The organism is Ferrovibrio terrae, from assembly GCF_943371255.1.
Taxonomy (GTDB): Bacteria; Pseudomonadota; Alphaproteobacteria; order Ferrovibrionales; family Ferrovibrionaceae; genus Ferrovibrio; species Ferrovibrio terrae_B.
Map to the genome: position 1 here is coordinate 1 of NZ_CALRUC010000091.1, position 17,884 is coordinate 17,884.

Below are 17,884 nucleotides of genomic sequence, written 5' to 3' on the forward strand. Positions count from 1 at the left end.
CCATCGGCTACGAGACCTATGACGGTCTGGGCTGGTATGGCGTGATCAGCCAGAAGCCCACGGCTTAAGGCTTACGCCACAGCCAGGTCAGTTCGTGCTTGTTGTGATGCAGGTGCAGCAGCCGGCTGCCCGGGATCGCGGCAAAGGCCAGCGCCGTCTCGAAATCGGTCTCGCCCTGGAATTTCAACGTGCAGACCGCATTGCGCATATCGGATGAAGCGAGCCAGCGCTGCACCAGCTTGAGCAGCCGCGCCGGATAGCAGATCACATCAGAGCAGAGCCAGTCGACGCGCGGAAACTCCCCGGGCTCCAGCGCAAAGGCACTGCCCTGCTGCCACTGCACGGTTTTCATCGCGGCAACATTCGGCGCCAGCGGCGCTTTGTCGATGGCGGTGACACTGGCACCGAGCGAACCCAGCACCCAGGTCCAGCCGCCGGGCGATGACCCGAGATCGAGGCAGATGTCACCGGCCTGCGGAAGCGCCGAGCCGAATTCGAGGCGATGCCGGGTCAGCCCTTCCCAGAGCTTGAGATAGGCGCGGCTTGGCGGCCCTTCGCGGTCTTCGTTGAAGGCAAACTCGCCATGCGACATCGGACTGGAACAGCGCGCGGCATAGAGCATGCGGTCAGGCGCCAGCAGGGTGAAGCTGCCCAGTGGCGCGGTCGGCAGCGGCGTACCGAAATTCAGCGGCCTGGCCGAGACATGCGGCAGCTTCTCGACGATCAGTTTGGCGCGGCCATGATGCAGCGGCGCATAGGCCGCCCAGTTGCGCTGGATCGCTTTCAGTTTCGTGGCGGCATCGCCGATGGATTCAATCGGCGTCTCCTGCACATCGAACCAGGTGTTGGCGGCCCAGGCGCAGTGCTCGTCACCATCGGCGAGAAACAACCGGCCATGCTCGGCGCGCAGCCGCCCGCCCAGCTCGGTGCGCAGTTGATCCTCGAAGCCTTCGGCTGCGAGATAGCCGGTGATGGTCATGTCTGCCACGGATTCACGATGTCGATGCCGCAATCGGCAAAGTCCTTCACATTGCGCGTTGCCACCGTGGCGCCATGGGCGCGGGCGATGGCAGCGATCTGGGCATCGAAGAGCGGCAGCGGCCGGCCCTGCCGACGGCGCTGGGCGATCAGGACAGCATATTCATGGGCGGCCATTTCGTCGAAGGGCAGCACGCGGCCAGCAAGATCGCTGTCGAAATACCCGGCAAGGGCTGCCAGCATCCGGTCGCGCCGCGCGCCGGCCGGCAGGATGCGCGCGCCGTAAAACATCTCGGCCACGGTGATGCTGGTGGTGCAGAGTTCATTGGCCGGCTGCCGCAACATCCAGACCCAGATCGGCTCCCGGGTCTCTGGCCGCAGCAGCGCCGAGGCAATATTGGTATCGAGAATGATCATCGCCGCTAGTCGAAGGATGGCGGCTCGCGGCCCATATCGGTGCGGGGCGGAATCTCCAGCTCGACATCCTCCAGTCCGGCAAACCGCTTGCGCACCGCCTCAAGGAAATCGGCGCCGGTCATCGGCTCGGTGGCGAGCGTGGCGCGCAGGATCTCGCGCAGCTCCTGCTCCATCGAACGGCCATGCCGGCTCGCGCGCTGGCGCAGCCGGTTCTTCAGGTCGTCCTCGATATTGCGGATGACAATGCTGGCCATGCTTCACCTCGTCAGGGAATGATATCATTGATATCACTGATATCAAATCACCCTTAAGACTCTTAATTTCACGCTAGTCCAAGCTTATTCCGGCTTATTCGCTGCTTAGCTGCGCCTGTTTCCGGCTTAACCGGGCCTTCGTCCGGCTTAAACCGGCTTGTTCGGCTCTGAACCGGGCCAGCCGGTTTACATACTTTGGTATTCATCCTCAAGAACAAAAGAAGAATATCACAGCTGCCCGGCCCTGCCAATCCCGCCCTGTCAGCCCATATTGCCAACGGGGGGAAAATCGCTATAGTCCGCGCCCTCACATAGCTCCTTGCTGGGTCTTCTTATGGAGTCCCGGCTAGGTCCGATCCGTCGCCACATGGTGTGTCGCCGCCGGGCCGCAAAAGCCAGAAGGAGAGCACGATGGCGTTCTACGAGAACGTATTCATCGCGCGCCAGGACATCTCGACCGCCCAGGTCGAGGCGATGGCCGCGCAATTCACCGATATCATCAAGGCCCAGGGCGGCGAGGTCTCCAAGACCGAGCAGTGGGGCCTGCGCAACCTCTCCTACCGCATCAAGAAGAACAAGAAGGGCCACTATGTCCTTCTGAACATCTCTGCGTCGGGTGCTGCGATTGCCGAAATGGAGCGCAACATGCGCATCCATGAAGACATCCTGCGTTACCTCACCGTGCGCGTCGAAAAGCTGGAAGAAGGCCCGTCGGCCATTCTGGTCAACAAGGATCGCGGCGAGCGCGGCGACCGTCCGGAGCGTGGCTTCGGCGGTGATCGTGGCTTCGGTGGCGGCGGTCGCGGCTTCGGCGGCGATCGTGGCGACCGTGGTGGTGATCGCGGCGAGCGTCGTCCGCGGTTTGAACGTGAAGAGTCGTCGGCTCCGGCCGCTGGCGTGGAGAACGCGTAATGTCGAGCACCGGTACCTCTTCTGATCGTGGCGGTTCTGAGCGCGGCGGCAAGCCCGCCGGTCGCGGCGGCCCTGCCCGTCGTCCGTTCTTCCGTCGTCGCAAGACCTGCCCGTTCTCCGGCGCCAACGCGCCGAAGATCGACTTCAAGGACGTGAAGCTGCTGTCGCGCTTCATTTCCGAGCGCGGCAAGATCGTCCCGTCGCGTATCACCGCAGTATCAGCCAAGAAGCAGCGCGAACTGGCCCGGGCCATCAAGCGCGCGCGCAACCTGGCTCTGCTGCCGTTCGTCATCAAGTAAGGCCACCGATCCCCGCAAGGGGATTGGAACCGGACCTGCAGCCATGATGACCCGCAGTCTGATCTTCGGCAGCCTCGCTGGTGCAGCGAGCGCGGTGCTGGTGCTGACCGCCGCAAGCGGTCCGCTCGGCATCCTGCTCGGCTACCTGGCCCCGCTGCCGTTGTTCTTCGCCGGCATGACCCATGGCGTGACCGCCGTGGGAATTGCCGGCGTGGTCGGCGCACTGATCAGTGCGCTGAACGGACTGCTGGCCGGCGGCGTCTATCTCGTCACCTTCGCGGCTCCGGTCGCGCTGGTGGTGCGGCAGGCGCTGCTCGCCCGCCCGGCCACCGAGGCCAGCGGCACTGCCGAGATCAGCAACGACCTGGAATGGTATCCGGTCGGCCGCCTGGTGCTCTGGCTTGCCGGCTGGGCGCTTGGCCTGTTCGGCATGGCGCTGCTGCTGACGGCGGACCGCGAAGGCGGCCTGCCCGGCATGCTGCAGCCGCTGCTGGTGCAGTTCCTGTCGGCCATGCCGCAGGGCTCTGCCGAAGCCGATCTGCCGGCCGTGGCAAAGCGTCTGGCCACCCTGATGCCTGCAGTCTTCGGCGTCAGCTGGCTGGTGATGATGACGATCAACGGTACCCTGGCCCAGGGGATCGCGGTGATGCTGAAGCAGAACCGCCGTCCCACACCGGTGTACCGGGCCCTCACCCTGTCACGGCTGCTCGCCGTGTCGCTGGTGGTGGCGCTGATCGCTGCATTCATGCTGCCGGGTGATGCCGGCTTCGTCGGCGGCACGGTCGCTGCCATTCTGGCCTTCCCCTTCTTCCTGCAGGGGCTGGCCGTGGTTCACGGGCTGGCGACGCGTGTCGCCCTGCCCGGTCTGGTTCTGGCCGCGTTTTATGCGGTCTTGGTCGTGGCTGGCGCACTGGTCGGTGTACTGGTGGTCATCTTGGGTTTCATCGAAGAATGGGCGGGTTTCCGCCGGCGTTTCGCCGGGGCCGGAACCAGCCAGGAGAAGAACTAATGGAAGTCATCCTGCTCGAACGCGTGGAAAAGCTCGGTCAGATGGGCGAAGTGGTGAAGGTGAAGGACGGCTATGCCCGTAACTTCCTGCTGCCGCGCAAAAAGGCCCTGCGGGCCACCACGGCAAACAAGGCGGTTTTCGAGAAGCAGCGTGCGCAGCTCGAAACCCAGAACCTGGCCAAGAAGGGCGAGGCCGAGAAGGTCGCCGCCAAGATGGTCGGCGTCAGCGTCACCCTGCTGCGCCAGGCTGGCGACAGCGGCCAGCTGTTCGGCTCGGTCAGCGCCCGTGACATCGCCGATGGCGTCACCGCCGCCGGCTTCACGATCAGCCGCCAGCAGATCAACCTGGGCGCCCCGATCAAGACGATCGGCGTGTACACGGTGACCGCTGCGCTGCATCCGGAAGTCACTGTCGATGTGAAGGTGAACGTCGCCCGCTCGGAGTCCGAAGCCGAGAAGCAGGTGGCCGCCGAGAGCCTGCTGGACGAAGGCGTCACGCTGGAAGCCGACGCGGCGGACGCCGCCGAAGCCGAGGACGAAGCCGCCGAGGCGTAAGCCTGGCTGTAACCTCGCGCATCAGGACGTATCGAAACGACTCGGGCCGGCAGAAATGCCGGCCCGTTTTCGTTTGTCCAAAGGGATAACCCTGTGGATTTATGCTGCTAACACACTGACTTATCGAAGCTACTTATCCCCAGTCAGATTTAGGTGGATAATACCGCGTCAACCGAAATGAGAACTGGAAGTGCGGGGGCGCATGGCTGTTAATGCCGCCCGCAGCGTAACGACGCAACAGAATCGTCATCGCGGCGTCACGCAACTGATCGTCAGAACTCAGGCTGGAAAGAATTTCGACTATGGCCGTTGTGACTTCGTTTACTGCCCCGACTGCCAATAACGACCCAGCCACCAGCGAACCCAATTTCCGAATCCAGCCGCACAACCTCGACGCCGAGCAGGAACTGCTGGGCGCCATCCTGGTCAATAACGAAGCCGCCATGAAGGTGTCGGGCTTCCTGCAGGCGGAGCATTTCTTCCACGAGGCGCATCGCCGCATCTACCAGGCGACGCTGACCCTGATCGAGCGCGGCGAGATCGCCAATCCGGTCACCCTGAAGGCCTATTTCGAGCGCGACGAGGTCGTCATCAAGGCCGGTGGCACCACCTATCTCGCCCGCCTCGCCGCCGCCGCCACCACGGTGATCAACGCCGAGGATTACGCCAAGGTGATCCATGACCTGGCGCTGCGGCGCCAGCTGATCAGCATCGGCGAGGAGATGGTGAACCGCGCCTACGATCCCAAGATCGACGAGGCGGCCACGCACCAGATCGAGGAAACCGAACAGCGGCTGTTCAAGCTGGCCGATGAAGGCAGCTCGGAAGGCGGCTTCGTCTCGTTCCGCGACTCTGTGATGGAGTCGGTCAAATCGATCGATGCCGCCTGGAAGAAAGGCGGCCTTTCCGGCGTCACCACCGGCCTGCGCGACATGGACAAGATGCTGGGCGGCATGCATTCGTCGGATCTGATCATCCTGGCCGGCCGTCCATCGATGGGCAAAACCTCGCTGGCCACCAACATGGCCTTCAATGCCGCCCGCGCCGGTGTGCCGGTGGCCTTCTTCAGCCTTGAAATGTCGTCCGACCAGCTGGCCACCCGTATCCTGGCGGAAGAAACCGAGATCCCGTCGGAAAAGCTGCGGCGCGGCGATATCACCGACGATGAATTCACCCGCAAGATCGTGCCGGCCTCCAAGGAGCTGGCGCAGCTGCCCTTCTATATCGACGACACCGGCGCCATCTCGATCTCGCTGCTGCGCAGCCGGGCCCGGCGGCTCAAGCGCACCAACAATATCGGCATGATCATCGTCGACTACCTGCAGCTGGTGCGCGGCAGCAATTCGCGCCGCAACGACAACCGCGTGCAGGAAATCTCGGAAGTGACCCAGGCGCTGAAGGCGCTGGCCAAGGATCTGAATGTGCCGGTGATCGCGCTGTCGCAGCTGAGCCGCGCGGTGGAAAGCCGCGACGACAAGCGGCCGCAGCTGTCGGACTTGCGTGAATCAGGCGCTATCGAACAGGACGCGGACGTGGTGATGTTCGTGTATCGCGAAGAGTATTACGAGATGCGCAAGCAGCCCAACGAGGGCACGCCCGAACATGCCGAATGGCAGGACAGGATGGGCCGCATCGCCAACCTGGCCGAGGTGATCATCGGCAAGCAGCGTCATGGCCCGATCGGCCGCGTGCTGCTGCATTTCGAGAGCGCCTTCACCAAGTTCAGCGACCATATCGGCGCCGATCACCTGCCGGAGGCTTACTGACGCCAAACGACAGGAGATTGCGTGCGGCTGGATCCTGTACAGCCGGAACACTGCACCCAGCGTCTCTGGCTTCGGTAATACCGCCAGGCACAAGCCACTTAAGCACTGCTCCCCGACATGCTGGAAGGTAACCGATATCGTCTCGGAAATCGCTGCCGCCAGCCGCGAACAAGCCACCGGTCTGGAACAGGTCAACACCGCCGTCGGCTCGATGGACGAGATGACCCAGCGCAACGGCGCCCTGGTGGAAGAGACTTCGGCTTCAGCCCAGGCGCTGTCGGAGCAGGCCGGGCAACTCGCCCAGCTGGTCAGCTTCTTCAAGACCACGTCTTCGACCATGGCACGGGCGGCCTGAGTTACTCCTGACCGGATTCAGATCCGCAGCGATCAGGCGGTATCCGAATCCGGTCAGACACGGGCGAAATCCGCGTCCATCCATCCGGTGGCCAATCGATTATCCCCCAAGCCGCACACACGCAAAGCGTGCCTCTTCACACAACATAACAAGAACAAAGACCTGCACCTTTTAGATAAATCCTAATAAACTGCAATAATTAATGAAAATACACACCGGTATTACCGGATGTACACTCCCTCAGATTGAAATAGCGGAGTAACTGACAAGACGAGCCTGCGCCGTTGAAGCGGCGCCTCTTGATAAAGAGAAAGAGGAAATATCGTCATGTCGATCCTGAACAATCTGAAAATCGGTGCTCGCATCGCTATCGTGCTACTGATCGCCGCCATCGGGCTGAGCGCGGTTGGCTGGCTCGGGGTCAGCAGCATTCGCACCTATGAAGAAATTGTCAGCGAGATGACCAAGTCGGCGCGGCGCGGCATGTATGCGGAAAAAATCAATGCTGCCGTGTTGTCCGTGGTGTCGGATTCGCGCGGAATCTACATGTCTACAACAAGCGAAGCCGCCCAGCCCTTTGCCAAAGGGTTGCTCGCGCAGCTTGACCAGATCGAGAAATTCGTCGTGCTTTGGGAAAACAATGTACGGCCGGATCGGCGCGAAACATTCCAAAAGCGCAAGCAGATCATCACTGAATTCATTACCTTCCGCCGCGAACTCGCGCGGGTAGGGCTTGAAGTAAGCCCGGCCGCCGCCAATGAAATGGGAAATAACGATGCCAACCGGAAGAACCGTCAGGCCCTGAACGAAACCCTGGTCCAGGCCAGCAATACCAATGACAAGGATTTGGACATCTTCAACGCCCAGCTCGATGAATTTTCCCAGACGCAGACCCTGTTGATCATTGGCATCACCATCGGCGTGCTCCTGGCTTCCATCGGCCTTGGCTTCGCCATTTCCTATCTGACCATCACCCGTCCGATCGCACGCCTGGCCGGGGGCATGAAGACGCTGGCCGATGGCAATACGGCAACCGAAGTGTTCGGTGCCGGCCGCGGCGACGAGATCGGCCTGATGGCCCGCACGGTCCAGGTCTTCAAGGACAACATGATTGCCCGCGAGAAGGCCGAGACCGATATCGCCGAGCAGCGCCGCATGACCGAGGAGCAGCGCACCGCCCGCGAGACCCGCGAACGCAAGGCCATCGAGGAAATATCGGAGCTGTGCGACAAGGCTGCCGCCGGCGATCTCGACACCCGCCTGAACGAGGCCGACAAGGAGGGATTCCTGCTCACCATCAGCCAGCGGCTGAACGGCCTGACCGGCATGCTGCAGAACGTGACCGGCGAACTGGCCACCGTGACCGGCAGCATGGCGCAGGGCGACCTGACCAAGGATATCCGCGGCGAATATCACGGCATCTTCGGCACCGTGAAAGACGGCGTCAACTCCATGGCCACGAAGCTGCGCGACATCGCCGGCAAGCTGAATGAAAGCGCCATGCTGGTGAAGGATGCCTCGGCCGAGATCTCGACCGGCAGCCAGGATCTGGCGCAGCGCACGGAATCGCAGGCGGCCAGCATCGAGGAGACCGCCGCCTCGATGCATGAGATCACCACCACGGTGAAGCAGAATGCCGACAATGCCGCCGCCGCCAACCAGCTGGCCAGCGTCGCCCGCGATGCCGCCGACAAGGGTGGCGTGGTGATGGGTAATGTCGTCACTGCAATGGGGCAGATCGAGACCTCGGCCACCAAGATCAGCGACATCGTCGGCCTGATCGACGAGATCGCCTTCCAGACCAACCTGCTGGCACTCAACGCGTCGGTTGAAGCGGCCCGCGCCGGCGAAGCCGGCAAGGGCTTTGCCGTCGTCGCCCAGGAGGTGCGCGCTCTGGCCCAACGCTCGGCCAATGCATCGAAAGACATCAAGGCGCTGATCCAGGCCTCCAACGGCCAGGTGCGCGAGGGCGGCAAGCTGGTCGGCCAGGCCGGCGAAAGCCTCAACGAGATCGTCTCCGCGGTGAAGAAGGTGTCGGATATCGTTGCCGAGATCACCGCCGCCAGTCGCGAACAGGCCACTGGCCTGGAGCAGATCAACACCGCTGTCGGCCAGATGGACGAGATGACCCAGCGCAACGGCGCCCTGGTGGAAGAGACTTCGGCCTCGGCCCAGGCGCTGTCGGAGCAGGCGAGCCAGCTCGCCCAGCTGGTCAGCTTCTTCAAGATCGATGGCAGCAGCCGGGCGCAGACGGTGTCGCAGGTCGCGGCACCGGTGGTGAAGCCGGCGAAACCGGCAAGCGTCACCCCGATCCGCACTGCGGCCAAGCCGGCCGGCAAGCCGGTTGCCGCCCTGAAGACCACCGCCTCGGCACAGGCAAAGCCCGCGCAGCAGGCCGAAGACTGGCAGGAGTTCTGAACATGACCGATCGCACGGATGCGCTTCTGATCAATGTCGGCGACCAGACCTATGCATTGCCGCTGCTGCAGATCCAGGAGATCCGCGGCTGGTCGCCTGTCTCGCCGCTGCCCAACACCGACCCCACCTGCCTGGGTGTGCTGAACCTGCGCGGCCATGTGCTGCCAGTATTCGATGCCCGCCCGATCCTCGGCAAGCCGACGGCCGCGCCGACGCCGCAGGATGTCATCGTGGTCGCCGTGATGGACGGCAAGCCGCTCGGCCTGCTGGTCGACAGCGTGTCCGACATCATCGAGATCGAAGCCGACAAGATCAGCCGCGCCGACCAGGGCGAAGCCTGGTCGTCCGGCCTGATCGACGGCATCGCCTCGGTGGGCGAACGCCTGGTGCCGCTGCTGGCCTTGCAGAAACTGACGCGAAACCGCATGCCGCCGGACGAGACCCCGGCCGAGCAGCCGGCGCTGATCGAAGCGGCCTGATCCGGCCCTGCCATTTCCGCCGCAGGATTTGCGCGGCGGCTGCGTGAGAGTGGGTATGGATGACGGCAATCCCCCTTGCCGCCGTCCTCCGCCCCGGGCAACCGGGGCGGACCCCTTCCCGCCACGCAGGAGTCCCCCATGTCCGCTCGCAATCTGCTTCTCGCCGCCAGTGTGATCGCCACCGGTTTTGCCGGCGGCCTGGCGCTCGCCCAGCCTGCCCAGCAATCCGCTCCGACTGGCGCTCCGCCGCATGCCCAGATGCAGCATGCCGAACAGCGCACGCCCGGCCGCTTCATAGAGGGCCGCCTCGCGTTCCTGCGCACCGAGCTGAAACTGACCGCGCAGCAGCAGCCGCTGTTCGACAAGCTGGCCGACGAGATGCGTGCCACCGCCAAGACGATGCAGGAGCGTCATGCCCAGCGCCAGCAGGCCAGCGTGCAGGTGCCGGCAACCACTTCCGTGCTGGAGCGGCTGGAACAGCGCAGTGCGATGATGAAAGAGATGAACGCGGCGCAGGACCGTTACCTGGCTGCCTTCCGCCCGCTGTATCAGTCGCTGTCGGATGAGCAGAAGAAAACCGCCGACCAGCTGTTCGCCAAGGGTGGCGGCATGGGCGGCGACGGCATGATGGGCGGTCGTCACGGCCCGCGCCACCACTGATCCGTCACCACTGATCTGCTATATCCAGCAGAGCGGAACGGGGCCCCTCACCGGGCCCCGTTTTGCGTCCGGCTGACGGGCCTGTTCCGGCCGGCGCGGTCCATGCTACATCAGGGCATGGATCTCGCCACCGCCATTCCCTCGCTTTCGCCCTTCATGCTCGGTGTGCTGGCCAGCGTCGTCGCCGGCTTCGGCGCCACCACGCTGGGTGCCGTGCCGGTACTGTTCCTCAGCACCATGAAAGAAACCACGCGCAACCTGATGCTGGCCTTTGCCGCCGGCATCATGCTGGCGGCCACCTTCTTCTCGCTGCTGCTGCCGGCACTCGATCATGCCGAGCAGAGCCTGGGCAACAGCAGCCAGGCCGCCCTCGGCGTGATCGCCGCCCTGCTGGTCGGCGCCCTGGTGATGCATCTGGCGCACAGCCTAGCGCCGCATGAACATTTCGGCATGAAAGGCCGCGAAGGCGCCGATGCCTCGCGGCTCGCGCGCGTCTGGCTGTTTGTCATCGCCATCGCCCTGCACAATTTCCCCGAAGGCCTGGCCGTCGGCATCGGTGCCGCCAGCGGCGATCTCGCCAGCGGCATGGGCGTCACCTTCGGCATCGGCCTGCAGAATCTTCCAGAGGGTCTGGCCGTTGCCGTGGCTTTGCGCGGCGAAGGCTACACGCGCAAAGCCGCCTTCCTGGTGGCCGCGCTGACCGGCGCACTGGAACCGATGGGCGGCGTTGTCGGTGCCGGTGCCCTGGCCGTCTCAGGCGGCCTGCTGCCCTGGGCACTGGCCTTTGCCGCCGGCGCCATGCTGTTCATCATCTCGTCGGAAGTGATCCCCGAGACCCATCGCCACGGCGTCGAGCGCGGCGCCACTTCCGCCCTGTTCGGCGGATTCGTGGTGATGCTCTATCTGGACGTAGCGCTCGGCTGAATTAGCCCGGTTCCCTCCGCGCAGCCGAAACGGTAGAGTACCCTTCATAAGACGACCAACGATAAATAGCGCAGGCCGATCAGCCATGCGCCCGGAGGAGGAAATATGGCGGCGCAGAACTCGACGGCTAACCTCTCGATTGGCGGCCGGATCAATCTCGGTTTCGGCATTGTCATCGTGCTGCTGCTGGTGGTGGCCGGCTCGGGCATCTTCGGCGTCAACACGGCGCGCCAGCTGTTCAACAACTTCAGCGGTACGTCCGATGCCACCCGCGCGGTGCTGCGGGCCGAACGCGATATCATCGACCTGAGCCGCAATGTGCTGCTCTACACCGACCGCGACAGCGTGCCGGCACTGGAGACCGCCCGCAAGCTGCTGCAGGCCATCCCGGAAAGCCTGAAGGAGGCAGACCGGGATGCCGATCCCAACGAAAAACGCGTACTGGATGAGATCCGCCAGCTGATGCAGCAGTTCGGCACCGTGATCGACCAGACGGTGGCGGCCAGGGCAGAATACAATGGCATCTTCCAGAAGGATGTGGTGCCGGCCAGCACGCTGATCCGCCAGATCCTGCCGCAGACGATCCAGACATCGGTTGCCAGCGGCGATTTCCAGACCGCCTACGAGGCTACCCGGGTCTCAGAAACGCTGAATGCCATCGGCGCCGCCGCCTACCAGTATCTGTATCGGCCGCGCCCGGACCTGCTGGCGCGCACGCAGCAGCTGACCACCGAGATCGCCACCCAGAGCAACGCGCTGGCGGAACGACTGATCGGCAAGGGCCAGATGACGGCGGGCGAAGAACTGAAGGAAGCCACCGCTGCCTATGCCGAAGGCCTGGTCAAGGTGATGACCATCATCGGCCGCATCAGCACCGACATGGCGAGCCGCATGAACCAGAGCGCCGTGGGCGGCATCGAGCGCGCCAATGCACTGGCAGACACGCGCAGCAAGGAACTGGACCAGGACGAAGCCAACATGCAAAGCAACATCGCCGTCACGCTGACCACCATCAGTGTGCTGGCGCCGATTGCCCTGCTCGCCGCGCTGATCGCGGCCTTCATGATCGGCCGTTCGATCCGCCGCCCGATCGTCGATCTGACCGAGACCATGGGCGTTCTCTCCACCGGCGATTACAGCGCAGTGGTGACAGGCCTGGGTCGCGGCGACGAGATCGGCCGCATGGCCAAGGCCGTGCAGGTGTTCAAGGAGAATGGCCAGGAGAATGAACGCCTGCGCCAGCAGGTGGAGGTGGAACGCGAGCAGCGCGAGCGTGATCGTGCCGCCCAGGAAGCCGAACTCGACCGCTCGGTGGGCATGGTGGTGCAGGCTGCGGTTGCCGGCGACCTGACCCGCCGCATCGACACCGCCAGCCTGCAGGGCGTGATGCACAAGCTGGGCGATGGCATCAACAGCCTGGTCGGCAGTGTCGGTACCGCCATCGACGAAGTGGGCCGCGTGCTGGCGGCCATGGCCGGCGGCGACCTGACCCGCCGCGTCGAAGGGCATTACGACGGCGTGTTCGGCGAGCTGAAAGACAACGTCAACACCACCAGTGAAAAGCTGGCCGGCACCGTCACCGGTATCGCCGAAGCCGCCAGTGCGGTGAACGAGGCCTCATCGGAAATCTCCACCGGCAGCCAGGATCTGGCCAGCCGCACGGAATCGCAGGCCGCCTCGATTGAAGAGACTGCCGCATCGATGCATGAAATCACCACCACGGTGAAGCAGAATGCCGACAATGCCCAGGCCGCCAACCAGCTGGCCGTCGCGGCGCGCGACACGGCAGAAAAAGGCGGCAGCGTGGTGGCGAACGCCGTCACGGCCGTGACCCAGATCGAGTCCAGCGCGCAGAAGATCAGCGACATCGTCGGCCTGATCGACGAGATCGCCTTCCAAACCAACCTGCTGGCACTCAACGCTTCGGTGGAAGCAGCGCGTGCCGGTGAATCCGGCAAGGGCTTTGCGGTGGTGGCGCAGGAAGTGCGGGCGCTGGCGCAGCGCTCGGCCAATGCCTCGAAAGACATCAAGGCGCTGATCACGGAATCGAACGCGCAGGTAAAAACCGGCGCCAGCCTGGTCAACCAGACGGGCGGATCGCTCACCGAGATCGTCGGCGCCATCAAGAAAGTGGCCGATATTGTTGCCGAGATCGCCGCCGCCAGCCGCGAACAGGCGACGGGGCTGGAGCAGATCAACACCGCTGTGGGCAGCATGGATGAAATGACCCAGCGCAATGGCGCACTGGTGGAAGAAACCTCGGCCTCGGCCCAGGCGCTGTCCGGTCAGGCCAAGGAGCTCACCCGCCTGGTCGGCTTCTTCCGCGTGGCCTAGCCTACTGGCGTTTCAACTCCGCCAGCAGGATGCCGCCGAGCACCAGCACCAGCGCGACCACGTGGTAGAGCGCCAGCGTCTCGCCCAGGATCAGCATGGCGAAGCTGGCGCCGAACAGCGGCATCAGGTTGGTGAACAGACCGGCGCGGCCGGCGCCGATCAGTTCGACGCCGCGCATATAGAAGATCTGCGACAGCAGCGACGGGAAGATCGCCACATAGATCAGCAGGCCCCAGCCCTTCGGTGTCGGCCAGAAAAATTCGCCCACCGCGATCTCGTAAGCCATCGGGAAGAACGATGTCAGCAGGGCGGCGGGGGTCAGCGCGGCAAAGAACACCAGGCTGGGCACCAGTGGCCTGTGGCGCAGCAGCAGCGAATAGCCGGAATAGAAGATCACCGCGATCAGGATCAGGATGTCACCGCGATTGACGGTGAGCTCCAGAAGATGCTGCAGGTCGCCCTTCGCCGCCGTCCACACCACGCCGGCCATCGAAACCACCATGCCGACCCATTGCAGCGCCGTGATCCGCTGGCGATAGAAGATCAGCGCGCCGATCAGGATCAGCGCCGGCATCGCGGCGTTGATGATGTTGATGTTGATCGCCGTGGTGGTGTAGGCCGACCAGTAGAGCAGGATGTTGTAGCTGGTGTAGCCCAGCGCGCCCATCATGGCGAGATAGGGAATGCGCGGCTTCAGCACCGGCCAGTACTGGCGCAGGTCCCGGCCCGCCAGCGTGAACATGATGGCGGCGACGATCAGCCAGCGCAGCAGGGTGAGTGAGGCCGGCGAAATCTCGCCCACCGCCATGCGGCTGACCACCGAATGGCCACCCCACATCGCCACCGTGAGCACCAGCAGCAGATAGGGATTGGCGAACAGACCGGTCAGAACGGATTTGCCAGCAGAAGGCGGCTTGTCAGACGTAGGCTGGGCGGACATGACTTCCTCAGGCGCGATACACATGCAAGACAGCCTGAGACGGCCATCCGTGACGTCGCCCTCTTCCGTGGCCCGTCCCCCATGGCCGCAGTGTCGCCCGCGCCCCCTGTAACGGCAAGGGTGCAGCCGCGTTTTAAGCCTGTTGCTTTGCCGACGGCTGGGCTAAACAGCGGCCATGACCTTCTCTTCCGGCGACCAGGCGATTCTCCATATCGATCTCGACGCACTGGTGGCCAACTGGCGCCGGCTGGGCAGCATGGCGCCACAGGCCGAATGTGCCGCCGTGGTGAAAGCCGATGGCTACGGCCTCGGGGCTGCAGAAGTCGGCAGGGCCTTGCAAAAGGCCGGCTGCCGCCGCTTTTTCGTCGCCCATTCCGAGGAAGCACTGGCCCTGCGCCAGGCGCTGCCCCATGAGACCGCCGGAGTCACGATTCATATCCTGCATGGACCGACTGCCGGCGGCGAAGCCGAGCTGGCCGCTGCCAATCTGACGCCGGTGCTGTCGACGCCGGGCCAGATCGCAGCCTGGTCCGGCCTGGCAAAACGGCTGGGCCGCCGCCTGCCCGCCGCCCTGCATATCGATACCGGCATGAACCGGCTTGGCCTCACCGATGCCGAGGCCGATGCGGTGGCCGCCGATCCGGGCAGGCTGGAGGGCATCGAGCTGGCCTTCGTCATGAGCCATCTGGCCTGCGCCGACGAGCCGGACCACCCGCTGAACCGGAGCCAAGCCGATCGCTTTGCCGCCTGGCGCCAGCGCTTTGCCAACCTGAAAGGCAGCCTGGCCAATTCGGCCGGCATCTTCCTGGGGGCGGACTGGCATCACGACATCCTGCGGCCGGGAATCGCGCTATACGGCGCCAATCCGCTGGACCCCGCGGCAGGCCCCCGGCGCGAGGCCAGCCGGATGACGGAAGTGGTTCACTTGCAAGGCAAAATCCTGCAGGTCCGTTCCGTTGACAGGGGCATGACCGTTGGCTACGGTGCCGGCTATATCGTTGAAAAACCGACTCAAATCGCCACCGTGGCGATTGGTTATGCCGACGGGTTGTCTCGTGCGCTGTCCGGTCGCGGCAGCGCCCTCATCAAAGGTCGCCAGGGTCATGTGCGAGTGCCGATCGCGGGGCGGGTCTCGATGGATCTGATCACGCTGGATGTCTCTGCCCTCGCCGCCGAGGACTGCCGCCCCGGCACGCCGGTCAGCCTGCTGGGCGGCGGCATCGATCTCGACGAGCAGGCCACGCAGGCCGGCACCATCGGCTATGAACTGCTCACCCAGCTGGGCAAGCGCTATCGCCGCGTCTACAAGAGTGCCGCATGAACCCGCTTGCCATCATCGGCCGTGTCTTCCTCGATTTCCTGGTCGCCATCGGCCGGGTGACGGTGTTCACCTTCCATGGCGTGCGCCACATCTTCCTGCCGCCGTTCTATCTGCGCCTGCTGGTCAAGCAGATGATGACCATCGGCTATTTCTCATTGCCGGTGGTCGGCCTCACCGCGCTGTTCACCGGCATGGTGCTGGCGCTGCAGATCTTCATCGGCGCCGGGCGTTTCAATGCCGAGAGCGCGGTGGCCAGTATCGTGGTGCTGGGCATCACCCGCGAACTGGGCCCGGTGCTGGGCGGCCTGATGGTGGCGGGGCGCGTTGCCTCTGCGATGGCCGCTGAAATCGGCACCATGCGCGTGACCGAGCAGATCGATGCGCTCACCACACTCTCCACCAACCCGTTCAAGTATCTGGTGGCGCCGCGCCTGCTGGCCGCCACGCTGACGCTGCCGGTGCTGGTGCTGGTGGCCGATATCATCGGCGTGATGGGTGGCTACCTGATCGCCACCCACAAGCTCGGCTTCAATGCCGGCTCCTACATGAAGAACACCATCGACTTCCTGGAAACCCTGGACGTCGTGTCGGGCCTGGTGAAGGCCGGCGTGTTCGGCTTCGTGATCGCGCTGATGGGCTGCTATCACGGCTTCCATTCCAAGGGCGGCGCCCAGGGCGTTGGCAAGGCCACCACCGATGCGGTGGTCTCGGCCTCGATCCTGATCCTGGTCACCAACTATTTCGTCACCGAACTGTTCTTCTCAGGCAAATGAGCGACACGCCGAACAAGATAGTCCTCAGGGACGTGCACAAGCGCTTCGGCAAGAAGGTCGTGCTCGACGGCCTGACGCTGGAAGTGCCGCGCGGCAAGTCGCTGGTGGTGATCGGCGGCTCGGGCACCGGCAAGTCGGTGATGCTGAAATGCGTGCTCGGCCTGATCCGGCCCGACAGCGGCGAGATCCTGATCGATGGCCAGGACTCCATGAAGTTCAACGCCGACGAGCGCGAGCAGGCCCTGCGCAAGTTCGGCATGCTGTTTCAGGGTTCGGCGCTGTTCGACTCCCTCAAGGTCTGGGAAAACGTGGCCTTCGGCCTGATCCAGGGCCGCAACATGCCGCGCAAGGAAGCCAAGGATATCGCGCTGGACAAGATGGGGCAGGTCGGCCTCGGCCCCGAGGTCGGCGAGCTGTCGCCGTCGGAACTCTCGGGCGGCATGCAGAAGCGCGTGGCGCTGGCGCGCGCGATCGCCGCCGAGCCGGAAATCATCTTCTTCGACGAACCGACCACCGGCCTCGATCCGATCATGGCCGATGTGATCAACGACCTGATCAAGGCCTGCGTGCAGAAGCTGGGCGCCACCACGCTGAGCATCACCCACGACATGTCGAGCGCGCGCAAGATCGCCGACTATGTGGCGATGATCTACAAGGGCAAGATCATCTGGCATGGCCCGGCTTCGCAGGTCGACAATTCCGGCAATGCCTATGTCGACCAGTTCATCCACGGTCGGGCCGAAGGTCCGATCAAGATGGAAGTGCTGAAGCCCTAATGGCCAAGGTTACAGAGTCCTTCGTCTGCCAGTCCTGCGGTGCCGCCTACCGCAAATGGCAGGGCCGCTGCGATGCCTGCGGCGGCTGGAACACCATCCTCGAGGAAGCTCCAAAAGTCGCCGTGCCCAAGGGCCTGTCGGCCGGCAAGGGCAAGGCGATCGGCTTCGCGTCGTTAAGTGCGCAGCCCGACACGATGATGCGCACGATCAGCGGCATCAACGAATTCGACCGCGTGCTGGGCGGCGGCCTGGTGCCCGGCTCGGCCATCCTGATCGGCGGCGATCCCGGCATCGGCAAATCCACCATTCTTCTGCAGGCGGTCGCACAGCTGGCACGGCGCGGCACCACCGCACTGTATGTGTCGGGCGAAGAGGCCGTGGCGCAGATCGGCCTGCGCGCCCAGCGGCTCGGCCTGGCCGATGCCCCGGTGCTGCTGTCGGCCGCCAACTCCTTACGCGATATCCTCGCCGGCATCGACGCGGCGATGGCGCAGGCCAAGGGCGCGCCATCGGTGATCGTGATCGACTCGATCCAGACGATCTTCGCCGACAATATCGAAAGCGCGCCCGGCACGGTGAACCAGGTGCGCGCCTGCGCCCATGAGCTGGTGCGCGTGGCCAAGCAGTCGAATGCCTCCGTCTTCCTGGTCGGCCATGTCACCAAGGACGGCCAGATCGCCGGCCCGCGCGTGGTCGAGCATATGGTCGATACCGT

Annotated in this window: 19 protein-coding genes; 15 read left to right on the plus strand and 4 right to left on the minus strand. The window is 64.2% G+C overall.

All coding sequences use genetic code 11. From position 1 onward, the window contains the following. Window positions 1-64: 64 nt before the first annotated feature. Genes AAG799_RS16910 through AAG799_RS16920 form a run of 3 tightly spaced genes read right to left on the minus strand, consistent with a single transcriptional unit; the run spans window position 65 to window position 1,649 of the window. A complete protein-coding gene (locus AAG799_RS16910) occupies window positions 65-979 on the minus strand; it encodes an SAM-dependent methyltransferase (protein WP_341897845.1) in 915 nt (304 codons plus the stop codon). After that, a complete protein-coding gene (locus AAG799_RS16915) occupies window positions 976-1,395 on the minus strand; it encodes a type II toxin-antitoxin system VapC family toxin (protein WP_341897846.1) in 420 nt (139 codons plus the stop codon). Before AAG799_RS16915 ends, AAG799_RS16910 begins: the two co-directional genes overlap by 4 nt. Window positions 1,396-1,400: 5 nt before the next feature. Further along, window positions 1,401-1,649 (minus strand): plasmid stabilization protein, encoded by a 249-nt coding sequence (locus tag AAG799_RS16920; RefSeq protein ID WP_341897847.1) that lies wholly within the window; start codon window positions 1,647-1,649, stop codon window positions 1,401-1,403. 411 nt (window positions 1,650-2,060) lie between these two features. Here AAG799_RS16920 and rpsF point away from each other — a divergent pair, with 411 nt between their 5' ends. The 11 genes from rpsF to AAG799_RS16975 all read left to right on the plus strand — a co-directional run bounded on the left by rpsF (window position 2,061) and on the right by AAG799_RS16975 (window position 13,359). Beyond that, window positions 2,061-2,561: a 30S ribosomal protein S6 gene (gene rpsF / locus AAG799_RS16925; protein ID WP_341897848.1), complete on the plus strand. Its 501-nt coding sequence runs from the start codon at window positions 2,061-2,063 to the stop codon at window positions 2,559-2,561. Next, window positions 2,561-2,860: a 30S ribosomal protein S18 gene (gene rpsR / locus AAG799_RS16930; RefSeq protein WP_341897849.1), complete on the plus strand. Its 300-nt coding sequence runs from the start codon at window positions 2,561-2,563 to the stop codon at window positions 2,858-2,860. The genes rpsF and rpsR overlap by 1 nt, the downstream gene beginning before the upstream one ends. Window positions 2,861-2,903: 43 nt before the next feature. Then, the gene (locus AAG799_RS16935) at window positions 2,904-3,869 is read left to right on the plus strand and encodes a DUF2232 domain-containing protein (protein ID WP_341897850.1); all 966 of its coding nucleotides are present in this window, start codon (window positions 2,904-2,906) and stop codon (window positions 3,867-3,869) included. Next, entirely contained in the window at window positions 3,869-4,423 is a 555-nt protein-coding gene (rplI, locus tag AAG799_RS16940) for a 50S ribosomal protein L9 (RefSeq protein WP_341897851.1), read from the plus strand. Before AAG799_RS16935 ends, rplI begins: the two co-directional genes overlap by 1 nt. A 302-nt stretch (window positions 4,424-4,725) precedes the next feature. Continuing rightward, on the plus strand, window positions 4,726-6,189 hold the full coding sequence (locus AAG799_RS16945; protein WP_341897852.1) for a replicative DNA helicase: 1,464 nt from the start codon (window positions 4,726-4,728) through the stop codon (window positions 6,187-6,189). A 220-nt stretch (window positions 6,190-6,409) separates the two neighbouring features. Further along, window positions 6,410-6,544 carry a hypothetical protein gene (locus tag AAG799_RS16950; protein ID WP_341897853.1) on the plus strand — a complete coding sequence of 45 codons (135 nt, stop codon included), beginning with the start codon at window positions 6,410-6,412 and terminating at the stop codon, window positions 6,542-6,544. A gap of 327 nt (window positions 6,545-6,871) precedes the next feature. After that, a complete protein-coding gene (locus AAG799_RS16955) occupies window positions 6,872-8,962 on the plus strand; it encodes a methyl-accepting chemotaxis protein (RefSeq protein ID WP_341897854.1) in 2,091 nt (696 codons plus the stop codon). A gap of 2 nt (window positions 8,963-8,964) precedes the next feature. Further along, window positions 8,965-9,441: a chemotaxis protein CheW gene (locus tag AAG799_RS16960; protein ID WP_341897855.1), complete on the plus strand. Its 477-nt coding sequence runs from the start codon at window positions 8,965-8,967 to the stop codon at window positions 9,439-9,441. A gap of 138 nt (window positions 9,442-9,579) precedes the next feature. Then, window positions 9,580-10,101: a Spy/CpxP family protein refolding chaperone gene (locus AAG799_RS16965; RefSeq protein WP_341897856.1), complete on the plus strand. Its 522-nt coding sequence runs from the start codon at window positions 9,580-9,582 to the stop codon at window positions 10,099-10,101. 102 nt (window positions 10,102-10,203) lie between these two features. Next, entirely contained in the window at window positions 10,204-11,025 is an 822-nt protein-coding gene (locus tag AAG799_RS16970) for a ZIP family metal transporter (RefSeq protein ID WP_341897857.1), read from the plus strand. A 105-nt stretch (window positions 11,026-11,130) separates the two neighbouring features. Beyond that, window positions 11,131-13,359 carry a methyl-accepting chemotaxis protein gene (locus AAG799_RS16975; protein ID WP_341897858.1) on the plus strand — a complete coding sequence of 743 codons (2,229 nt, stop codon included), beginning with the start codon at window positions 11,131-11,133 and terminating at the stop codon, window positions 13,357-13,359. A gap of 1 nt (window position 13,360) precedes the next feature. Here AAG799_RS16975 and AAG799_RS16980 read toward each other — a convergent pair whose 3' ends face one another. Further along, entirely contained in the window at window positions 13,361-14,299 is a 939-nt protein-coding gene (locus tag AAG799_RS16980) for a DMT family transporter (RefSeq protein WP_341897859.1), read from the minus strand. 175 nt (window positions 14,300-14,474) lie between these two features. Between AAG799_RS16980 and alr the strand changes: the two genes are divergently transcribed. From alr to AAG799_RS17000, 4 genes are all read left to right on the plus strand, one after another. Continuing rightward, complete coding sequence (gene alr / locus AAG799_RS16985; protein ID WP_341897860.1) at window positions 14,475-15,620, plus strand: alanine racemase; 1,146 nt, start codon at window positions 14,475-14,477, stop codon at window positions 15,618-15,620. After that, window positions 15,617-16,393: an ABC transporter permease gene (locus AAG799_RS16990; protein ID WP_341897861.1), complete on the plus strand. Its 777-nt coding sequence runs from the start codon at window positions 15,617-15,619 to the stop codon at window positions 16,391-16,393. Before alr ends, AAG799_RS16990 begins: the two co-directional genes overlap by 4 nt. Beyond that, window positions 16,390-17,169 carry an ABC transporter ATP-binding protein gene (locus tag AAG799_RS16995; protein ID WP_341897862.1) on the plus strand — a complete coding sequence of 260 codons (780 nt, stop codon included), beginning with the start codon at window positions 16,390-16,392 and terminating at the stop codon, window positions 17,167-17,169. The genes AAG799_RS16990 and AAG799_RS16995 overlap by 4 nt, the downstream gene beginning before the upstream one ends. Continuing rightward, a partial coding sequence (locus AAG799_RS17000) for an AAA family ATPase (RefSeq protein WP_341897863.1) occupies window positions 17,169-17,884 on the plus strand: 716 nt, incomplete at its 3' end. The genes AAG799_RS16995 and AAG799_RS17000, both read left to right, overlap by 1 nt.

Excerpts from the sequence above, each read along its gene's own strand:
- AAG799_RS16910 (WP_341897845.1), bottom strand. The coding sequence starts at position 979 with ATGACCATCACCGGCTATCTCGCAGCCGAAGGCTTCGAGGATCAACTG.
- AAG799_RS16915 (WP_341897846.1), bottom strand. The coding sequence starts at position 1,395 with ATGATCATTCTCGATACCAATATTGCCTCGGCGCTGCTGCGGCCAGAG.
- AAG799_RS16920 (WP_341897847.1), bottom strand. The coding sequence starts at position 1,649 with ATGGCCAGCATTGTCATCCGCAATATCGAGGACGACCTGAAGAACCGG.
- rpsF (WP_341897848.1), top strand. The coding sequence starts at position 2,061 with ATGGCGTTCTACGAGAACGTATTCATCGCGCGCCAGGACATCTCGACC.
- rpsR (WP_341897849.1), top strand. The coding sequence starts at position 2,561 with ATGTCGAGCACCGGTACCTCTTCTGATCGTGGCGGTTCTGAGCGCGGC.
- AAG799_RS16935 (WP_341897850.1), top strand. The coding sequence starts at position 2,904 with ATGATGACCCGCAGTCTGATCTTCGGCAGCCTCGCTGGTGCAGCGAGC.
- rplI (WP_341897851.1), top strand. The coding sequence starts at position 3,869 with ATGGAAGTCATCCTGCTCGAACGCGTGGAAAAGCTCGGTCAGATGGGC.
- AAG799_RS16945 (WP_341897852.1), top strand. The coding sequence starts at position 4,726 with ATGGCCGTTGTGACTTCGTTTACTGCCCCGACTGCCAATAACGACCCA.
- AAG799_RS16950 (WP_341897853.1), top strand. The coding sequence starts at position 6,410 with ATGACCCAGCGCAACGGCGCCCTGGTGGAAGAGACTTCGGCTTCAGCC.
- AAG799_RS16955 (WP_341897854.1), top strand. The coding sequence starts at position 6,872 with ATGTCGATCCTGAACAATCTGAAAATCGGTGCTCGCATCGCTATCGTG.
- AAG799_RS16960 (WP_341897855.1), top strand. The coding sequence starts at position 8,965 with ATGACCGATCGCACGGATGCGCTTCTGATCAATGTCGGCGACCAGACC.
- AAG799_RS16965 (WP_341897856.1), top strand. The coding sequence starts at position 9,580 with ATGTCCGCTCGCAATCTGCTTCTCGCCGCCAGTGTGATCGCCACCGGT.
- AAG799_RS16970 (WP_341897857.1), top strand. The coding sequence starts at position 10,204 with ATGCTACATCAGGGCATGGATCTCGCCACCGCCATTCCCTCGCTTTCG.
- AAG799_RS16975 (WP_341897858.1), top strand. The coding sequence starts at position 11,131 with ATGGCGGCGCAGAACTCGACGGCTAACCTCTCGATTGGCGGCCGGATC.
- AAG799_RS16980 (WP_341897859.1), bottom strand. The coding sequence starts at position 14,299 with ATGTCCGCCCAGCCTACGTCTGACAAGCCGCCTTCTGCTGGCAAATCC.
- alr (WP_341897860.1), top strand. The coding sequence starts at position 14,475 with ATGACCTTCTCTTCCGGCGACCAGGCGATTCTCCATATCGATCTCGAC.
- AAG799_RS16990 (WP_341897861.1), top strand. The coding sequence starts at position 15,617 with ATGAACCCGCTTGCCATCATCGGCCGTGTCTTCCTCGATTTCCTGGTC.
- AAG799_RS16995 (WP_341897862.1), top strand. The coding sequence starts at position 16,390 with ATGAGCGACACGCCGAACAAGATAGTCCTCAGGGACGTGCACAAGCGC.